The 19,540-nt window shown below is 65.0% G+C and carries 12 protein-coding genes; 8 read left to right on the forward strand and 4 right to left on the reverse strand.

Going from position 1 to position 19,540, the window contains the following annotated elements; translation table 11 throughout:
• A partial coding sequence (locus AC1DJB_RS22535; RefSeq protein WP_476910875.1) for a hypothetical protein occupies positions 1-1,481 on the forward strand: 1,481 nt, incomplete at its 5' end.
• Between the two features lie 18 nt (positions 1,482-1,499).
• On the opposite strand, the gene AC1DJB_RS22540 is transcribed toward AC1DJB_RS22535, so the two are convergent.
• Positions 1,500-2,744: an FAD-dependent oxidoreductase gene (locus AC1DJB_RS22540; protein ID WP_476910876.1), complete on the reverse strand. Its 1,245-nt coding sequence runs from the start codon at positions 2,742-2,744 to the stop codon at positions 1,500-1,502.
• 107 nt (positions 2,745-2,851) lie between these two features.
• Here AC1DJB_RS22540 and AC1DJB_RS22545 point away from each other — a divergent pair, with 107 nt between their 5' ends.
• Entirely contained in the window at positions 2,852-3,328 is a 477-nt protein-coding gene (locus tag AC1DJB_RS22545) for a MarR family transcriptional regulator (RefSeq protein ID WP_441433378.1), read from the forward strand.
• Here AC1DJB_RS22545 and AC1DJB_RS22550 read toward each other — a convergent pair.
• Positions 3,271-3,825, reverse strand: coding sequence for a DUF6855 family protein (locus AC1DJB_RS22550; RefSeq protein WP_441433377.1), 555 nt, complete (start codon positions 3,823-3,825; stop codon positions 3,271-3,273). The two genes, AC1DJB_RS22545 and AC1DJB_RS22550, sit on opposite strands and share 58 nt — an antisense overlap.
• 359 nt (positions 3,826-4,184) lie before the next feature.
• Between AC1DJB_RS22550 and AC1DJB_RS22555 the strand changes: the two genes are divergently transcribed.
• From AC1DJB_RS22555 to AC1DJB_RS22570, 4 genes are all read left to right on the forward strand, one after another.
• Positions 4,185-7,028 carry a hypothetical protein gene (locus tag AC1DJB_RS22555; protein ID WP_476910877.1) on the forward strand — a complete coding sequence of 948 codons (2,844 nt, stop codon included), beginning with the start codon at positions 4,185-4,187 and terminating at the stop codon, positions 7,026-7,028.
• On the forward strand, positions 7,025-14,299 hold the full coding sequence (locus AC1DJB_RS22560; protein ID WP_476910878.1) for an RHS repeat-associated core domain-containing protein: 7,275 nt from the start codon (positions 7,025-7,027) through the stop codon (positions 14,297-14,299). Before AC1DJB_RS22555 ends, AC1DJB_RS22560 begins: the two co-directional genes overlap by 4 nt.
• On the forward strand, positions 14,296-14,817 hold the full coding sequence (locus tag AC1DJB_RS22565; protein WP_441433373.1) for a hypothetical protein: 522 nt from the start codon (positions 14,296-14,298) through the stop codon (positions 14,815-14,817). Before AC1DJB_RS22560 ends, AC1DJB_RS22565 begins: the two co-directional genes overlap by 4 nt.
• 195 nt (positions 14,818-15,012) lie before the next feature.
• Positions 15,013-15,453: a recombinase family protein gene (locus AC1DJB_RS22570; RefSeq protein WP_441433372.1), complete on the forward strand. Its 441-nt coding sequence runs from the start codon at positions 15,013-15,015 to the stop codon at positions 15,451-15,453.
• Between the two features lie 14 nt (positions 15,454-15,467).
• On the opposite strand, the gene AC1DJB_RS22575 is transcribed toward AC1DJB_RS22570, so the two are convergent.
• Positions 15,468-16,709, reverse strand: coding sequence for a UPF0158 family protein (locus AC1DJB_RS22575; protein WP_441433371.1), 1,242 nt, complete (start codon positions 16,707-16,709; stop codon positions 15,468-15,470).
• Positions 16,710-16,896: 187 nt separating this feature from the next.
• On the opposite strand from AC1DJB_RS22575, the gene AC1DJB_RS22580 reads away from it, so the two are divergent.
• Together AC1DJB_RS22580 and AC1DJB_RS22585 are read left to right on the forward strand one after the other, a co-directional pair.
• Positions 16,897-17,568 (forward strand): SRPBCC family protein, encoded by a 672-nt coding sequence (locus tag AC1DJB_RS22580; protein ID WP_441433370.1) that lies wholly within the window; start codon positions 16,897-16,899, stop codon positions 17,566-17,568.
• Positions 17,569-17,770: 202 nt separating this feature from the next.
• A complete protein-coding gene (locus tag AC1DJB_RS22585; RefSeq protein ID WP_441437957.1) occupies positions 17,771-18,187 on the forward strand; it encodes a hypothetical protein in 417 nt (138 codons plus the stop codon).
• 48 nt (positions 18,188-18,235) lie between these two features.
• Here AC1DJB_RS22585 and AC1DJB_RS22590 read toward each other — a convergent pair whose 3' ends face one another.
• On the reverse strand, positions 18,236-19,516 hold the full coding sequence (locus AC1DJB_RS22590) for a macrolide family glycosyltransferase (protein WP_441437956.1): 1,281 nt from the start codon (positions 19,514-19,516) through the stop codon (positions 18,236-18,238).
• Positions 19,517-19,540: the final 24 nt, after the last annotated feature.

The raw sequence follows: 19,540 nt of genomic DNA on the forward strand, positions 1-19,540 counted from the left end.
CCGATGTCTCGGGCTATTACCTGTCCGGGGCTCCGGTGGTTCCGGGTGCGTTTGCGCCGTTGGCTCCTTCGCGGATGCTGGATACCCGAGCTGGTTCGGCTGTGGGTGGTGATTCGCCTGTGTCGTTCCAGGTGGGTGGTGTGTCGGGGATTCCGGCGAATGTTTCGGCTGTGGTGTTCAATCTGACGGTGACGGGGCCCAAGTCGTTCGGGTTTGTGAGTGCGTTTGCTTCCGGGACTGAGCGTCCGAATGCGTCGAATGTGAATTTCGGCGTTGGGCAGACGGTGGCGAATTCGGTGACGGTGCCGGTGGGTGCTGACGGGAAGGTGACGCTGTTCAACCGTTCATCCGGTACTACCGACCTGATTGCGGACGTTGCGGGTTACTTCATGGGACAGTTGATGTCCCCGGCAACGCCGGTCATCACACCGCCCGCGAGCATTACGACCATCCCAGGAACCAACACCGGCACCGTCAATGGTGGAGGGACCGTTGGGGTGGGTCAGTACCAGTTCGCGATCAGTGAGCCGGGGACGTATCCAGTGAAGGGTTTTATTTACTCGATCACCGGCGCACCCGGGCCCACATCTCCGCCTGTCAATCTCGCCACCTGCGGTACGAGGGCCGCGGAATACGTGGTGGTATGTCCGGCAGACGGGCGGCATGCAACAGCAACGGTGACGCCGGTAGATACCTTCTCCGCTCTGAGCGTTTGGGCCTTCGACTACGCCGGCAACATCAGTCCACAGACCCCGTCCGGGACCCCGGCCTCCTACCAGTTCAATGTGGCGCCCCCGGTGTATTCCTCGTTGACGTCGCTGCCGATCACCGCACCGAGCGGGGGGAGCTGGGTTCCTGTTGCCGTTTATGGCAAGACGCCCTATCAGACCGGCTCCTGCCAGGGCGATGCGAGCTCGGGATACCCCGGCAGCCCCACGATGAATGCCCTTCAACTCAACGGTCTTCCTGGTCAGTTCGGTGTGACGTCGTCGCCAGCCGTGGACACCTCCAAGAGCTTCAGCGTCTCGGGGTGGTTCTGCCCGAGCAATCCGGCAGCCGGGGGAAGCAGTATCCAGTCGTTGATAGCGCAGATTGCCGACACCGGAACCCCTGGCGGAGCGCTACGGTTGGATCCGACTGGTTCCCCGGAACTGGGTACCTGGAACACGAGCGGCGCCCTCGAACAGGCCCAGCTCCTCCCGGCACTGCCGTCAAACTCATGGTTCTTCGTATCGGCGGTCTATGACCAGCTCAACCAACAATTGCGCATCACCGCCACCAACGCGGCGTATACCGGTACCTGGACCGTGGCCACCGCCACCCAGAGCCATCTGCCCGCCACCACCCAGCCGGTGCGCCTTGGTGAGGGCTTCAAAGGACAGATCCTCAACCCCGTCCTGACCCAGGGCATCCTCACCACGGACCAGTTCAGCTGGGTTCAAACACAATTCGGCCCCAGCACTCAAGGGATTCTCAGATGAGGAACCCCATAGCGCCGGTTACTCAGCAGAGGATTCATTAAGGACGGCAGGCACCGTCGCCGGCGCATCCCAGTCGATGTGGTGGCGATAGACCCAGTCGAAGTTGTCGGCCGTCTTCCGGGCGAGCGAGCGGAAGACGGCCTTCAGCACAAGGTCTTCAAAGACGCGCTTGAATTGGCCGCGGATCTTCGGGGCGGCATTCCGGCGGCCCCATTTGACCACCGATTCCGCCCGGCTCCGGCGTTCGGCCTCGTAGCGGGCGAGGGCGCCGGGGATGTTGCCGGGCGAGGTGCGCCGGAGCGATCGGCCCAGCGCGATGGCGTCTTCGACGGCCATGGAGGCGCCTTGCCCGGACGACGGCGATGCAGCGTGGGCTGCGTCTCCCACCAGCACCAGCCTGCCGCGGTGCCAACTGGGGATGCTCGGAAAATCGGAGGTCGTGTACGGCCGGATGATGCCGTCAGTGGCGGTGATGATCTCGGCCATGGGCGTGCGGTCCCCGGCCACGAGCTGCGTCAGCCAGGACTTGCGGGCACAGTGATCCAGCGCGGCCGGATCCTCCGATGACCGTTGCAGTGGGTTGGCGAACCACCAGATCCTGCCCTCCGGATCCTGCATGTAGCAATAGAAGCACCGCTTGCCGAAAACCATCTTCATGCGTCCCGGTTCGACGTCCAACAGCCCGGCCGGAATCACACCGGACTCGACGATCCCGCCGGTGTTGAGCAGGGGGATATTGCGGGGTGCCGGCGACGAAGGGTCGATCAACGGCCGCACGGCCGAGTGGAGCCCGTCGGCGCCCACCACCAGGTCTCCGTGCGCGGAGGTGCCGTCCGCGAAAACGGCCGTGACGCCGTCGGGCGCTTCCTTCACCGTTGCGAGCCGCTTTCCGTACTCGATGCGGATCCCGCGGGCACCTGCCGCCTCGCGGAACATGCGGTACAACTCCGAACGCGTCATGGTGCGGGCGGTGGTGCCGTCCGGGAGGGACCCGCCGTAGTCAAAGTCGATGAGGTGTTTTCCGGTGCTGCCCAGGTACATGGACATCTTTGGGGTGCTGAAGCCCAGATTGGCAGCTGCATCCTTGAGCTCGAGGGTTTCCAGGGCATCGAAGCCATTGACGGCCACGGTCAGGAAGCCGCCGATGCCGTCCGAGGGTCCGCCGTAGGCCTCGAAAACGGTGGCGTGATGGCCGGCTTTCTGTAGCGAGATGGCTGTGGCCAGTCCGGCGATCCCGGATCCGATGACGAGGCAGTTCAACATGGCAGAGTCCTTTGCGATTTATTTCGTTCGGATGAAAGAAATATATGACTCGGACTGAGGGTCGTCAATCCTTTCGGTGGGACGAAATAATTTGCTAGCCTCGGAGGATGGAGAACCAACCGGGAGTCAGTGGGCGGCGCCAAGACTTGCTTGAGGCGGTCTTTGCCTCGGGACGGGAGCTTTCGACGGCGGCCGTTATGTTCCACACCAAGCTGTCCGAGCTGCGCGGGCTGTCTGCGACGGAGGGCAAGGCGATCGACATCCTGTTGCGCTTCGGACCCATAACGGCGGGGGAATTCGGCGAACGTTCCGGGCTGGCGCCGGCCTCGGTCACGGGATTGATGCAACGGCTCGAGAGCAAAGGCGTGGCGCGCAGGGTCCGGCACGAAGGGGACAAACGAAAGGTCCTGATCGAGCTCGTGGGGGACCAGGTGACTGCCGCGATGCCCCATTTCGTCGATTTCATGGGCGGGCTGGCGGCCCTGCTGGAAGGCTACAGCGACGAGGAACTCCGCGTCATCGCGGACTATTCCTCCAAGGCGGCGCGCATCCAGCAGGACGCGGCGGGCCGGCTGGGTGCCTGAGCCCGGCGGGAAAGCGCACGACGACGGCGGCCGCGCGCCGTCGTCGAACCCCTCCTAAGGTGCTCCCTACTTCGGCGCGATGCCCCGCATGCTGTTGTTCCGCTTCTCGTGGGTGAGTTCGGCCAGGCCAAGGGCTTCCAGGACAGGCCAAGGGCTTCCAGGAGGGGCGGCATGTACATGCCGAAGCGGCCGCGGTATCCCTTGCGCAGGCCGTACCAACCGCCCACCGGATTGCTATCGTCGCGGCCCCAGGCCTCAACGGTGCCTTCGGCGGCAGGCTTGTTCTCGTCGGCGGCGCCGAGCGGCACCCAATGGCCTTGCCGAAGTAGCCAGGCGTGGAGGTCCTCGATGGCGCTCAAATGGTATTTGAGGGTCGTGGAACCCACCTGGCAAACGATCGCGGGCGGGTCAGCTGATTCGTCCCGATACATTGTGTAGTCGGAGGAGCCCGGCGGGGTGGTGAGCTTCCAGGGGTCTTCCTTGGATCCAGCGGCCATGTGACGGTGTCCTTCCTGGCGGGCGTCGCTGCAGGCGTCGCGCGGGTGCTGGCTACACGCTACACAGGGCCGGGCCGAATGTCTGCGGGGCGAAGGGCGGGTGGTAGCCGTCCATCGGATTGACCGTTAGGACGGTCCGACCCGGGCTTCCGGGCCGGGTGCCGGCGCCCTCGGGCGCCTGATGACCGTCGGGGTGTGACCGCACTTGTGGGTCTGATTTTGTAACAAAGCGATAGTGTCCTATGTCTATTGCGGAAACGCGTGGACAACATGTAGCTTTCTCTCAGCATTCCGTGCTTTGGGGGAACGGTTTTATTTTTTGGGGATCCCGCGCACTTCCTTCTCGTGAAAGTAGTCCCGTGGGATCTCGTCCTTCGTTGCTGTTGCGTGCTGTTTACGGGTTGTCGGTAGTAGCGGGGTTGTTGGCGGCGCCCGGCCCGGCCTGGGCAGGACCTCTGCCCGGGAGCGTCGGCGCCGGCATTGCCGGGCCGGTGACGGAGAGCGTGGCCAAGACCCAGGCCGCCCAAAACAGGACCGATGTCGTGGTCGACGCCCTGACCACCCCGACCGAACAGACCGTGGCACACCCTGACGGGACGTTCACCCGGACCGTGAACGCGGAACCGGCCCGGATGCAGACCGCGACAGGGTGGCAGGATATTTCCACGGACCTGGTCCAGGCCACCGTGAACGGGCAGGCGGTCCTCAAACCCAGGATGACGCCGGTCGATGTCACCCTGGCCCGTGGCGGCAGCACCCAGATGGCGAGCGTCGATGACAAGCGCGGCCACGTCGTGAAGCAGTCCTGGCCCTTCGATCCGCTGCCCGAACCGGTGGTTGCGGGCAACACGGCCACGTACGCGTCGGTGTTGCCGGGGGTGGATCTGATCCAGGTCAGCCACAAGACCGGGGTGTCCCAGGTGCTGAAGATCGCGACCGCGGAGGCTGCGAAGGATCCGCGGGTGGTGCAGATGCGCATTTTCCTGGACGCACAGAACGCCACCGTCCAGGCCGAGCCCGGCGGGGGTCTCTCTGCCACGGGCACGGACACGGGGAAAGCGGAGCTGCGCACGGCGATGGGCCAGTGGTGGGATTCCTCCCAGTCCGGTGCATCCGCTTCGGATCCGGGCGGGCCCGGGATCACCCGGCCGTTTTCCCTGGGACTGGGGTCCGAGAACGGCAAGCAGACCCAGGTCCTGGGGATGAGCGAGATCCTGAACCTGCCGAACCTGCACTACCCGTTGTTCGTGGATCCGGACTGGTCCACGGTGAGGGCCTCCTACCTGTACGTGGACAGCGCGTACCCGACTACCCCTTATTGGAACGGCCAGTACACGGACTCCACCGTGCACGTGGGTTATCTCCCGTCGTACTGGGCGCCGGACGGTGTCTCGCACACCACGCGCGGGTACTACCAGTTCGACACCACGCCGATGTCCGGCAAGGTCATCCTCGCGGCCGTGATGAACGCGACCGAGACCTGGTCCTCCTCCTGCACGGCAACGCCGGTGGATGCGTGGGTTACCGGCGGGATCAGCCCGGGCACGACGTGGAACGCCCAGCCCGGGCTGGTCGCCAAGACGGATTCCAGGACGGTCGCGAAGGGGTATTCATCAGGTTGCCCGGCCGGGACCGTGGGCTTTGACTTGTCCTCGATCAAGTCGACCCTGCAGACTGTCAGCCAGTGGACGGTGTCTCTGTGGGCCGGCAACGAGGGCGACCCGCTGGGCTGGAAGCGGTTCAACAACGATGCCTCGATCATCGTCACCTACGACACTCCGCCCTACACCCCGGGGTTGTGGAATATCAACAACGCCCGCTGGACCGGCGCCCCGTTCGCCTCCACCTACGTCACACGGTCGAACCAACCCATCTACACCCTGACCGTCGGGGACCCGGACGGCGCCCCGGGCGGAAACATCAACATCTGGTTTGCCCTCTTCGACACCCAAAACCCAACCCATTACCTCGGCGGCACAGGCCCGATTCCCGAGCCCGGATCCGGGGGGTACCCGTCGTGGCAAGGCCCCCCGCTCGCCGACGGCGTGTACCAGCTCCAGGCCCAGGCACAGGACTCGAACGGCGTGAACTCCGGTGTGATGCAGTTCTTCTTCGAGGTGAGGACGACGCAGCCGGACCCCCCGACCATCACCCCGGTCGGCCCGGCCCCGGCCTACGATCCGGCGCTTTCCCCTTTCGACGCCACCCACAACGACCCGAAGGGCACCGTCGGGTCCACGACCTATAACTTCAACATCGACGAACCGGGCACGTACCCGGTCCAGGGCTTCGTGTACGCGGCCACCAACAGTGCGGCGCCTACGAGCCCGCCCACCAACCTCAGCTGCGGCACACGGACGCTGAGTTTCGTCGTTGTCTGCCCCGCCGACGGACGGCACGCGACAGTAACAGTCGCGGCCATCGACTACACCTCCAATCTGACAGTGTGGTCCTTCGACTATGCCGGCAACGTCAACAACCAGACCGCCAGCCACACAGCGGCCACCTACCAGTACACGGTCGGCCACCCGGCAGCCCTTCCCACGGGCGTACTGGCGGTGCCGAATACGACCGGGGCAACCTGGACCGACATCAGGACCCTTAACGGCCCGGCCGGCTCCTGCCAGGGGGCACCTGACCCGAACATCGGCAACGGCACCGCCAAGGCGCTGGAGATCACCGATGCCACCAAGCACGCGGAGACCGCAACATCGGCGGTCGACACTGCCCAGAGCTTCAGCGTCTCCGGCTGGTTCTGCCCGGTGTCCTCGAGCGCACCGCCTGGCATCAGTCTTCAGGCGCTGATCACCCAAATGGCGGGCACCAACTCGCCCGGCGCTGCCCTGCAGCTGGACGGCTTCAACAATCCAGAACTCGATACCTGGATCACTAGCACCACCTCGGAGCAGGTGAAACTGACGGGCTCCCTGGGAACCAGCTGGTATTTCCTTTCGGCGGTCTACGACAAGAACAACCAGCAGCTGCGGATCACGAAGACCCAGAACGGAACCACCGGCACCTGGACCACGGCGACCACGACAACGAACCATCTTGCCTCCACCGGGGTGCAGCCCGTGAAGCTGGGCGGCGGATTCATCGGCCGGATCTTCAAACCCATGATGGTCCAGGGTGTCCTCACCGCGGATCAGTTCATCAACGCGCAGAACATCTATCAAAGCACCGACACCGGAGTCCTGAGATGAGCAAAAACCGAAACGTCTTCAGAATCCCCAAGGCCGGGGTTCTCGCGGTTGCCGCCGCGGTAGTCACCGCCGGTGCCGGATTGTTCGCGATCACGGTCGACCAATCCACCGGGTGGACACCCCAGCGTCCCGATCCAGTCGCGGCGGTGCCGGTCACCCCGTGGACCCCGGCCCTCCAGAACCTGCTCAGCGGGCCACGGCCCGCCGGCGGGACCGGACCATCATCCGCGCAGGCCGGGGCAGGCGCGGAACTGACGGTGAGTCCTGCCAGTCTGACCCGGATGGTGCCGCTGGGGACACCGGGACCGATCGCCAACGACAACGGTGCCGGGAACTTCGCCGCCCTCCCCGGGGTCGCCTCCGGCGCATGGGGCACCACAGGCCAAACGGGCGGCTTTACCTGGAACTACCCCTTCAGCGCCCGGAAGGCCCCCGCCGGCCCGACCCCGGCACTGGCCCTGGCCTACGATTCCTCCACTATCGACGGGCTGACGAGTTCGACGAACAACCAGGCTTCCGTCATCGGCGACGGCTGGTCCCTCGCCGGGGCCGGGACGATCCGGCAGAAATTCGCCTCGTGCATGGACCAGGGCCTGCCGGCCGGCTCCACCTACGATCTGTGCGGCGCCGCCGAGGGCCAGCAGTTCAGCATTTCCTTCGGCGGCCGTTCCGGGCAGGTCATCAAAGACGCTGCCACCGGTAAATACAGGCTGCAGAACGATGACAACACCCGTGTCGAATACCTGACCGACAACACCAACTCGAACGGCACCTTCGACGGCGGGTACTGGAAACTGACCGACACCTCCGGGACCCAGTATTTCTTCGGCCGCAACCACCTCCCGGGCTGGGTCGGCGGGAACGCAACGACGAACTCGGCCGACACGGTCCCGGTCGGGGCAGCAACCCCGACCCAGCCCTGCGCCGCCGCGACCTTCGCCCAGACGCTGTGCCAGCAGGCCTACGCCTGGAACCTGGACTACGTCGTGGACGTCAACAACAACTCCGAGGCCTTCTACTACACCCAGGACGTCAACAACTACACCACCCAGGCCGGGACGGGTCCGCTGAAGAGCTATGTTCGCTCCAGCCGCCTGACCAGGGTGGACTACGGCATGCGCGCCAACACCGAACTGTCCGCCTCGTCCCCGCTGCGCGTCGAAATGACCTACACCGGCCGCTGCACCGGCGTCACGTGCACCTCAGGCGATGACATTCCGACCGGTCTCGCCTGCGCTTCAACCGGGACATGCTCCGTCTATTCCCCCACCTTCTACAGCGACCAGCGCCTGCAAAGGCTCGCGACCCGCACCAACACGGGCGGTGCCGCGTACCAGGACGTGGACGCCTGGAACCTCGGACACACCATGCCGCCACCGGGCGATGGAACCAAACCGGCCCTTTGGCTGAATTCCGTGGCCCACCAGGGCGCCAATACCTCAACCGGCACCGGCGGAACTATTTCGGACCCTGCGGTGACCTTCACTCCGCAGCCAATGCAGAACCGGGTCTGGCAATACGCAGCCGGGATCGCACCCTTGGACCGGAACCGGATTTCCGGGATCACCACCGTCACCGGCGGCACGATCACCATCGGCTACATGCAGGCCGAATGCTCCCAGACGAACCTCCCTGCATCCCCGGAAACCAACACGAAGCGTTGCTTCCCGCAATGGTGGACGCCCACCGGTTCCGCGGAAGGTCCCCGGATGGACTACTTCCACATCTACCCGGTCGCATCGGTCACCACCGACGCCGGTCCCGGCGCCAACGGCTCCGTGTCCATGGTCACCCGCTACGAATACCAGGGCACCCCGGCCTGGAAGTACGCCGCACCGGCCTTCGTGGCCGGGACCGGCGGATCCCAGCTGACCTGGTCCGTGAACGCGGGCTGGTCCAAAGTCAAAACCATCACCGGCACCGTTACCGGCGGACAGAACCCCTCCAGCATCACCACCTACCTGCGCGGCCTGGACCAGACACCTGCGAACAGCAGCGGAGGAAAGATCTCCGCGACGGTCACCGCCACCGACGGAACCACCATCACCGATTCCCCCTGGCTCGCCGGGGCGCCGGTCGAAACCCAGAAATTCCTCGGCGAGGCCGGCGCTCGGCTCAGCACCACCATCACCACCCCGTGGTCCTCCTCCGTGACCGCGACCGGTTCGGCCGGGACGGACCCGGCCAAGGCCAGGCACATCGGCGTCGCGTCCGTGAAAAAGATCATTGCCAGCGGCACCGGTGCCGGCACCCGCACCACCACCATCACCAACACCCTCGACGACGGCACCGGACGGGTCACTTCCGTGTCCGATTCCGGGGAGCCCGGCGGCTTACCGGGGAGCTGCACAGTGACCGCATACGCGGACAGCACCGGCGCGAACAACAGCGGTCTGAACCTGCTGGCCCTGCCGGCGACCGCGACCACTTACGCCGGGCCCTGCACCGGGACCGGCGCACCGGCCGGAAACATCATCGCCGCCACCGCCACCCTGTATGACTCCTCGATGGCCGCCACACCCGGGGCGCCCGGTTACCAGGCCCCGACCCTGGGCAACCCGTCACGCACCGACACCGCCACAGCGGTCAACGGCAGCGCCGTCGCCATCTGGAAGTCCGGCCCCACCCTGGCCTACGATTCCCTGGGCCGGGTCGTGTCCTCCACGGACAACACCACCGGCAGCGCCCGCACCACCCAGATCGCATACACGCCCGCGACCGGGCTGCCCGCCTCGGTGACCACTACCAACCCGCTGGGCTGGACCACGACCACCGCGTTGGAGGCCGTCCGGGGCAGCAAGACCTCGAGTACTGACGAGAACGGCAACGTCACCAGCTACCAGTACGACGCGTCTGGCCGGGTCACCGGCGTGTGGGACCCGATGCGCCCGCAAGCCACCAACCCGACCCCCACCCAAGCCACCGCCTACACCATCTCCCAGACCGCACCGTCGTCGGTCGCCCGGAGCAGCATCAACAGCCTCGGCAACCCGGTCACCAGTTATGAGATCTACGACGGTCTGGGACGGATCCGCCAAACCCAGAAGAGTTCCCCGAATGGGGGCAGCACGATCGCCACCGACACCACCTACAACTCTTTCGGCGCGAAACTGATCGTCGACAACGACTACAACTTCGCTGCGGCCCCCAGCACGACCCTCATGATTCCCGACGGCACGGCCGTGCCGTCCTCGGACGCCTACACCTATGACGGTGCCGGCCGCCTCATCTCCGATGCCGCCCGGAGCTATCAGAACACCATTCTCTGGACTCGTAACACCAGCTATACCGGCGTGGATACCATCACGACCACGACCGTGCCCGGCACGACTGCCGGGAACGAGTCCGCGGCCACCACGATCGTGAACGCGGCCGGCAAGACCGTGTCCCGGCTGCTCTTCCACGGCCCCACCCCGACGGGCACCCCGGACACCACCGCCTACGGCTACGACGCACTCGGTCGGATGACTTCCATGCTGGACACCGCGGGGAACCAGTGGACCTGGGCCTTCGATGCCGCAGGCCGGCCGATATCAGCCAACGACCCGGACACCGGCACCACCACCACCACCTTTGACTCGTCCGGTCGTATCGCGAGCACCACGGACGGAGCCGGGAACCTCACCAGCTACAGCTACGACGCTCTGGACAGGACCGTCAGCACCAGCGTCACCCCCCAAGGCGGCACAGCCCACACCCTTACCACGAACACCTACGACGGGGAGAAGAAGGGCCAGCTCAGTTCCGCGATCAGGTTCAACGGACCTAATTACGACCAGCCGGTCAAGACGGCGGTGTCCGGGTACAACGCCGCCTACAAACCCGCCACGACGACCACCACCCTGCCCGGCGGGCTGAGCGGGTACGCCGGGGACTACACGACAACCCGCGCGTACACCACCACCGGCAACGTCGCCACGGAGACAACCCCGGCCATCGGCGGTCTCAGCGCCGAAACCATCTCCAACGACTACGACGATCTTGACAACCTCGGCTCATTCAAAGATCCGAGCAACGCCGTCCTCGTCGCCGCCCAGTACAACGACAAGAACCAGCTCGCCACCTACCAGCAACTCGACCCGAACAGCGCCAGCCCCACGGCCGACACCATGGGCCTGAACCAGGTCGTCCTCGGCTGGGACGCGACCACCGGGCGCCTGGCCACACAGTCCGCCAGCAACCGCTCCAAGGGCGTCACCGCTGACCTGGGCGCCACCAGCTACAGCTACGACACTTCGGGGAAACTCACGGCCCGGGATGTCTTCTACCAAGGCCGGCCCGGGACGCCTGATGACTACCAGTGCTACAGCTACGACTACGCGTCCAGGCTCTCCGCAGCCTGGACCGCAGCAGCCAAGAACTGCACCACCGCCCCGACCCCGGCCTCGACCTCGGTGCCCGGCCTCGGCGGTCCGGCGCCGTACGCCCAGACCTACGCCTACACCCCGGCCGGGGACCGGTCCCAGGTCAAACGCTTCGACAACGCCGGGAACCTCGCTGCCACGGAAAACTACGCCTACCCCGGCGCCGCCGTCACCGCGCCGGGCGCGTTTTCCGCCCAGGCACCGTTCCGGCAGCTCGACACCCGCAACGGCACCGGCGGGATCCACGGACCCGTCGGCCCCGGACAGACCATCAAAGTCAAAGTCACCGGCCAGGGAGGCATCCCCGCCACCGGTGTGTCCGCTGTGGCGATGAACATCACCGTCACGAACCCCAGCTCGAACGGGTTCATTACCGCCTACGCGGGAGACTCCACCCGCCCCGGCACCTCGAACCTGAACTACGGCCCGGGGCAGACGGTTGCGGCTTTCGCGGTCACCCCGGTCGGCGCCGACGGAACGATCGCCTTCACGAACAGTTCCTCGGGCACGGTCGATATCCTCGCGGACACTTCCGGCTACTACCTCGGCGGCGCAACCACCACACCGGGCGCGTTCTCGGCCCAGACCCCGTTCCGGACGATGGATACCCGCGACGGGACCGGCGGGGTCACGGGCCCTGTGGGCCCGGGCCAGACCATCAGGGTCAAGGTCACCGGCCGCGGGGGTCTCCCGGCGTCCGGTGTGTCGGCGGTCGCGATGAACATCACCGTCGCCAACTCCTCCTCGTTCGGGGCCATCACCGCCTTCGCGGGCGGGACTCCACAACCGAACACCTCGAATCTGAACTACGCGACCGGGCAGATCGTCTCCAACTTCGCTATCACCCCGGTAGCGTCCGACGGCACGATCGCGTTTACGAACAATTCCTCCGGCACGGTGCAGATCATCGCGGACACGTCCGGGTATTTCCTGGGCGGCACTGCGACGGTCCCGGGTGCGTTTTCGGCCCAGACCCCGTTCCGGCAGCTCGACACCCGCAACGGCACCGGAGGGGTCAACGGCCCCGTCGGGCCGGGGCAGACGATCAGCGTCAAGGTCACCGGCCGCGGGGGCCTGCCGGCCACCGGGGTTTCCGCGGTCGCGATGAACATCACCGTCGCGAACTCCACCTCCTCCGGGGTCATCACCGCCTACGCCGGCGGGACCCCGAAACCGGGCACGTCGAACCTGAACTACACGGCCGGGCAGATCATCCCCAACTTCGCGATCACCGCGGTCGGGGCGGACGGGACGATTTCCTTCACGAACGATTCCCCCGGCACGGTACAGCTCATCGCCGACACCATGGGCTACTTCAACGGCCCCGTGACCGGCGGCCTGCCCGGGCCGCACCAGCTCCAGTCCATGACCTCCACTCCCGCCACCGGGTCACCCGCCACCAGCACCTTCACCTGGGACGGAGCAGGGCGGATGACCGGCCGGGCAGGGGAAACCCTGGCCTACACTCCGGACGGGAAACTCCTCACCACCGCGGGCAGCAGCACCCTGCCCGCCAACCCGAACCCCTCCGCCGGCGCGGGCACCCCGCCGGCACCCGTGTCGGGGACCGCAGGCAGCACCGGGACCCGGTACTACGACGCCGGAGGGAACCTCGTCGGCATCACCGACGGAACCGGCACCACCGTCACCATCGGCTCCATCACCGCCCACGTGACCCCTGCAGGGGTGAAGACCGCGACCAAAACCTACAGTTTCGCGGGGAAGGCCGTGGCCCAACGCACCGCCGCCGGCGGTTCCGTGAAGCTCGCCTTGATCGTCAGCGACAGCGTCGGCACGGCCCAGACCATCGTGCAAGGGGCCGTCGGCACCACGCCGGTCATCGCCCAGACCCGCTACACCGACCCGATCGGCCTCGCCCGCGGCCCCACCCAGACCGCAACCGGAAACGGCGCGTACTCCACCGCAGGTTCAGGGGTTCTGGGTGTCGGGTCAAACGCCGCGAATCCGGCAGGATACGGCGCCGTGAACGGGTACATCGGCGGGCTCGCTGACACCATCAGCACCCTCACCCACCTCGGCGCCCGCGACCTCGACCCCGCCACCGGCACATTCACAAGCCCCGACCCGGTCCTGAAACGCGACGAAGCCAAGAACTTCTCCCCGTACGTTTACGGAGAAGCCGACGCCATCAACAACGCCGACCCCTCCGGACTCATGATCCTGAGTTGGGCCGTCACGGACGGTCCAATCAACGGGGGATGGCATGCGCCAGATGCCGTACCGGACGTCGCTGTACCAAGCGGCCCGTCTGGGCCGTACGCTCCCGGCTACACATCACCAGTACCGGGCTCCTGGCAGTTCTACATCGCCCCCTCATGGACGCGATCCAGCCCAGCCCCCGCGCCAGAGTCCACAGGCGCCTCAAAGAGCATGGACAGTCCATTGGACGTCATCGCAGGGATAGTGGCATCCGGAGGCACGGATCCCAGATACAACAAGGAGTTGGACGAGAATCTCCGCCCCTTCGCGGATATAGCTATGATCGCCGGAAGCGAAGGGATGGCCGGCGAAGGGATGGCCGGCGCAGGCGAAGAGATGGGTGCCGAGGGAATCGGGGTCCGCGGCGCGGAGACCTTTACACCCAAGCTCCCCGAACAGATGCAACAGCGTATGGCGCTCGATTCCCTTTCGCCAACTCTTAGAGCAGACGTCGAGGACACGATCCAACGGGCCGCCTCCGGTAAAACCCGCTTCGATAAACACGACGGCAAGGAATACGAGAACCGCAATGGCCTGCTTCCACCCGGCAGATACCAAGAGTGGACGGTCGCAAAGCCGGACGCCAAACGCGGCCCTGACCGGATCATCATCGAGGGCGATGCCGCTAATCCCAACGCCATATACTACTGGGATCACGTCAACGCACCTGTTCGGATCGGACCATGAGCACGATAGACCTCTCGCAGCCGTTCACCATTCATCTCGGCGTTGACGAGCCCCTGTTCGAGCGTTTCGAGGATGACGCCCTCTTGCGTGGAATGATGATCTTTCGACTTGACCTGACAGACCTTACAGATGACTCAGCGCTAGCGGACTATCTCGCCCAGGAGTTCATGTATCCCTTCAAGACAGCGGGACTTGACGCGGCAGTGTCTCTCATCTCTGATCTTGAATGGTTCGGAAACACCAACGGGTATCTCGTGATTGCCCGCGGGCTGACCAATCCATCGGCCGTCGGGGACTCATTCGTTTCAATCCTTCCGAACATCACCGATCGCTGGCGCACTGGGGGGGCAATCCCGTTCGTTGTCGCCATTGACGGGAAAGGCGAGGAACTCCAGTCGTCGCTGCAGGACGCGAACGACCGCATGGATGAGTTTGCTCGCCTCCCGTGGACTCGCCCGGGAGAAGGCGCCGTGGATGTGGTCATCCACGGGGACAGGAACTTTGAGTCCGACACCTGAACCCGGATTAAGAGACTCAAATAGTAACGACGTGAAATTGCACGCTAAGCCTTTGGCGTCAGTCTGGGGTATACCCCAAAATGACGTCAGACAGAGTGTCCTGCGTGTCAGATTAGGATCTGTTTTCTTTTTATTGACGCCCGTCCTCCGACGTCTTGGATTTCAATCTGACGAATCTTTGCGAGGACCGGAAACATGACAGGCAGCGCATCGGGTATGCGAGTTTCAACCCGGGCTCAGTCCACTGACAGGCATCAGGCGGACCTGTTGGCCGCGGGCATCCGACGCGACGACCTCGACACGGACCACGGCGTATCCCGGGCCTGGGTATCACGACCCCAGTTCGACCGCGGACTCGATGCAGTGATCGAAGGAGATACTCCCGTCGTCACCACCTTGGACCGGCTCGGGCGCTTCACCCAGCACATGCTCACCTTTGTCGGCGACCGGCCCCGCCGAATCACCGACAGCCAGATTCAAAACGCTATCCGCCCGGTTGAAGGCGGCGAGCCTGCCGCGCAGGTCGCCCGCGGTCTCGGCATGTCCAGGGCAACGTTCCACAGGCGATCGCGGGCTCTTCCCCGCTTACTGGGCGGCCTGTCCGCCGGAAGGGCGACACACTCGCGCCGGCACTGACCGGGCCCGGATTGTCAGCCCACGCGGATGTCATTATCAGCGAGGAACTCGCGGGAGCGGCCCATCTGGCGGTCGGTGGAGAAGGCATACCATTCTTCGCTGAGGTTCTCGCCGTGGACGATGTCGCGGAACCGGGCGAAGGCACCTTTGCCCTCGATCGCGTGCTCAAGACGCTCCCGGAGGCCTTTATCGTGCTGCCGTTCCGCGAAGGCCGCCATGTCCTGCCAGCCGTCCCGGGAATCGGTGCGGTCGATTCGAAGCCAACGCTCCGGTTCTTCCTCAACATCGACGGCGGCGTCCTCCCCGACAATCATCGGGTCGGTGGCGGCGTCGTCGTACACCTGCCCGGTATACAGGTCGAGGTAACCGCCGGATGACAGTCCGGGATCCCCTTCCAACACGACACTGAGCATGTCGAGGTCGACAGGCACCGCCCTGCCTGTCGGCGGCACACCGCGCAGACACGCCAGCAGGTCCTCGGCCAGCAGCTGATCACCGGCGCCGCCGCGCCACCTCAGCCGGTTGATGACCGACAGTGCCACCGGCTCGGCCTCCCCACGGCGCTGCTCCAGGGCCATTGGTATCCCGGCCCCCACCTGCTGCAGAACGTCATCGATATCGTGTCCCATCACCGCTGCGAGGAAACGAGCCGCATTTGCCGCAGCGATGGCTCCCCGCAGTTCGGACAGGTCAATCCTGGGCACCTGCACCTGTTCGGGCCAGGCATGCAGCTGCATAGGGTGCGACTGGCTCGGCTTCCGCGGCGCCCGGCCTTCCCCGTCGTCATCTGCCCACCGGCGCCCGTACTGGTCCGGGATACTGCCCCAACCCCAGTACGGCAAGGGGACGCCAGGGCGAATACCCAACACATCCAACGGGTCCACCTTCACCTCCCCGACCACGCACCGGTGTATCCAAGCGTCACCGAGGTCAAACGTAAACTGAAACTCAGCCCCCGGCTCCAGCGTCCGGACGACCTTGAGAGCAGCAATGTCCATCGGCGCGATGATCGGGCCGCCGGTCGATCCGGCCATCTCAGCTCCCGTCTCTTCATCAGTAATAACCCGGCCATCGGCCAGGGTAAACAGTGACAGGTGCGAGCGGTCCCACCGGGCGAAGGCATCATTGATGGCATTGGCGAGGTCCATGAAGGTATGCGACGGTCCGACCGCGAAGACGCGCCCGGGCCACGGCCACAGCTCCTCCCCGCGACCGCCGAGCAGTTCCACCGTCACCGATAACCAGGTTCGTGCCATGACCCAAGGATGGCACGAGCCGCGACGTGGCCATAACCGTAGCCGCCGGATTCCGCCCATTCCGTCTCGTGAAAACGTCTCCTCCCGAACCACCGCATAACCGATGCTCCCGCATCGACATCCATACCCTCGTCACAGGCGAGCCGGAAGGGCGCCAGACCGCACGAGACTGGATAATGCTCGAGTGATGGCTTTCTTCAGATTCCTCGCCGGTCTTCTTGTCATTGTCGGCTTCGCTGGAATCCTCGTTCTTGGTGCCATGGCTGACGCTGCAGGTAATCCCGGACTCGGACTCGGGATGATCGCCGGGTTGGTGATTCTGATGGTCGTCCTGACGGGCATGGGCTGGTTCCTCAAATCAAGAAGCCGGCGCGCCCTTACGCGGTACCACCAAGCCGTGGCATTGGGTGTGAGCGCTCCAGGCCGCACGCTCCGTGCTGAAGAATCGGAGAGCTACCCGTGCGATGCAGATACGGTGTGGTCGCTGATCCGCCCTGCGGAGAGCGCTGTTCTGTTGTCGAATGCGGCACGTGCTTTCACGGTTCCTGGAACGCCGACGGGGGTCGGGGAACAACAGACCTTCGTCCGAGCGGATGGGTCAGCCGCAACTGTTGAGGTTGTTGAGGAAGCAGCACCGTACTGGGCAAAGACGATAACCGTCGCTCCAACCAAAGATGGCATGGTCCAGACCTACCAGATTGAGCCATCGGAGAGCGGGTGCACTCTCACGATGGGGATGACGGCTACGATCCCGGCGATCCCCGGGTTCTCCAGACGGTACGAGAAGATGTGGCGAAAAGACGCGCGACGTTACCTGTCCCGCGTCAAGGAAACCGTCATATCAGGGGCTGCGCGATAGGAAAGACCATTACAAGAGGAAACCGGCGGGAGTTACCGCACGCAGCACCAATCCATCTGCTGAGCTGGACGCTGCCCACCTACAACCCGGTCTTCGTCGTTTTCTACGGCGTCTACCTGGTCCTTGGGCCTTTCATTGTCGAGCGTGACCCGGGCCCCCTTGACCGGGAACCTTGCGCTGCAGCTTTTCGAACGGATGTACCGTGAACTCCGTCAATGAATCTGCCAAGGTCCTTTCTCTAGGAAGCATCCTCGGCGGTAGAACTCCGACAAATCGTGGCTGGGTCGATGGAATTAACCAGTTGATGCGCCAAATCAGCAGTGCTCGAGATGGAGTTACCTCCAATATCAAAGTCACTGTCGAATTCCATATCCCAGGCAACCTGATAGCACCCGACTATGAAGGAGTGCGCACCGGATATTTCCGGAAGGCGGACTCCCTCATAAAGGTTCAAGTTGCCCTGCCGCCGGAGGCGCCGAACGACGCGCGCCCCGTCCTAGTCGGCTATCTGTGGGCAGCACTTGACGCGGTGGACGCATGGGCCGTTGCAAAGAACCGGAATTTTGACACTCTTGCGCTAAGAGAGCTGGTGGCCGCCGTGGAGTCGGCCAATGGCTAAAGCTACTGCGCACCTGATCGATCCAGGAGCAAGCTCGCCCGCCTACACTTACGCAGCAGTCGATGAACCGAGGAACCCCTCAATGGCGTCGGCGGCCGCGGGGGCTCCGCCGGACCCGCGGACGCGGGCACTCATCGCCTCGAGCTTGCCGCGCACTACAGGGTCGCCGCTGACGTCAAGGACAGTTTCCCGGATCAGTTCGGGGGAAAGCCCCTCCAGGGGGAGCCGTCGCCCGAGTCCCAGATCCTCCACCCGGCGTGCATTCGCGCCCTGTTCGGGCTGCAGCGGGAAGGCAACCAAAGGTACCCCGAAATAGAGCGCCTCCATGGTCGAGTTCATCCCGGTGTGGGAAAGGAACGCATCGGCGCGGGCTAGGACTTCGAGCTGCGGAAAGAACGGCCGTACCTCAATGTTGTCCGGGATATCCCCCAGCTCGGACTCCTCGACGCGCTCTCCGATTGCCATGGCGACTTCCCAGACTGTGCCCGCAAGTCCTTCCAGGCACATCCTGAAGAAATCCGGCCGGTCATTCAACGGGGTGGTCCCCAGCGAGATGAACAACAGCGGCCTGTCCTTGGCCCGGGGCCGCCAGGCTTCCTCGTTGCCACGCAGGCCAAGGCATGGGCCCACGAAGTGGAACCTGCCGTCGAAAGTCTCTCCCGAGGGCTGGAATTCCCTCGGGATGAAGGAGATGTTCAACGACGCAGGAGGTCCGCCCATGAACTGCAAATGGCCCACGCCCTGCTCCGCGGCGAAATCATGGATCCGTTGGCCAACCTGTTTCCAGGCCTCGACCATGCCCGGCGGCGGCGGGCCCGGCATGAGGTCCCGCATCGAGAAATGTTCGTTGGTGGCGTAGCTCGGTAGCAACGCAATATCGGGCAACGCCAGCTTCGCGGCAGCCATCTTCCCGGAGAGCGTCATGGCGTCGTAGGCCACCCCGTCCGGCGGGTCCTCTGCGAGCCGGGCCAGCAGCGCCGGGAATTCCTCCCTTGCGCCCTTGAGAATCCGATCGAGCAGTCCAGACATCATTCCGGACGGCATTCCCGCGAACATCCCCGGCATCGGTGACGGACCTCCACTAGCGGGCGCTGCGCCGCCCTCTCCAGGCGCTGCGCCGCCCTCCGCCAAACGCTCGCGTGGCGGGAGGAAGGCCGCCAGGTCCTCTCCGCTGGGAAAGAACACGGCACCGGCGGCTTCGACCGCTTTCGCGTACTTCGCCGACGTCGCATAGGTGACACGGTGGCCCCGGCGAACCAGCTCGGCGACCACCGGCAAGGTCGGGTTCACATGGCCCGCCGCAGGCAGACATATGAAGGCTACGTGCATCACGCTACTCCCGAGAACAGGGGA

The organism is Arthrobacter sp. 01T428 (assembly GCF_056398685.1).

Excerpts from the sequence above, each read along its gene's own strand:
- AC1DJB_RS22540 (WP_476910876.1), bottom strand. The coding sequence starts at position 2,744 with ATGTTGAACTGCCTCGTCATCGGATCCGGGATCGCCGGACTGGCCACA.
- AC1DJB_RS22590 (WP_441437956.1), bottom strand. The coding sequence starts at position 19,516 with ATGCACGTAGCCTTCATATGTCTGCCTGCGGCGGGCCATGTGAACCCG.
- AC1DJB_RS22570 (WP_441433372.1), top strand. The coding sequence starts at position 15,013 with ATGACAGGCAGCGCATCGGGTATGCGAGTTTCAACCCGGGCTCAGTCC.
- AC1DJB_RS22550 (WP_441433377.1), bottom strand. The coding sequence starts at position 3,825 with ATGGCCGCTGGATCCAAGGAAGACCCCTGGAAGCTCACCACCCCGCCG.
- AC1DJB_RS22560 (WP_476910878.1), top strand. The coding sequence starts at position 7,025 with ATGAGCAAAAACCGAAACGTCTTCAGAATCCCCAAGGCCGGGGTTCTC.
- AC1DJB_RS22575 (WP_441433371.1), bottom strand. The coding sequence starts at position 16,709 with ATGGCACGAACCTGGTTATCGGTGACGGTGGAACTGCTCGGCGGTCGC.
- AC1DJB_RS22580 (WP_441433370.1), top strand. The coding sequence starts at position 16,897 with ATGGCTTTCTTCAGATTCCTCGCCGGTCTTCTTGTCATTGTCGGCTTC.
- AC1DJB_RS22545 (WP_441433378.1), top strand. The coding sequence starts at position 2,852 with ATGGAGAACCAACCGGGAGTCAGTGGGCGGCGCCAAGACTTGCTTGAG.
- AC1DJB_RS22565 (WP_441433373.1), top strand. The coding sequence starts at position 14,296 with ATGAGCACGATAGACCTCTCGCAGCCGTTCACCATTCATCTCGGCGTT.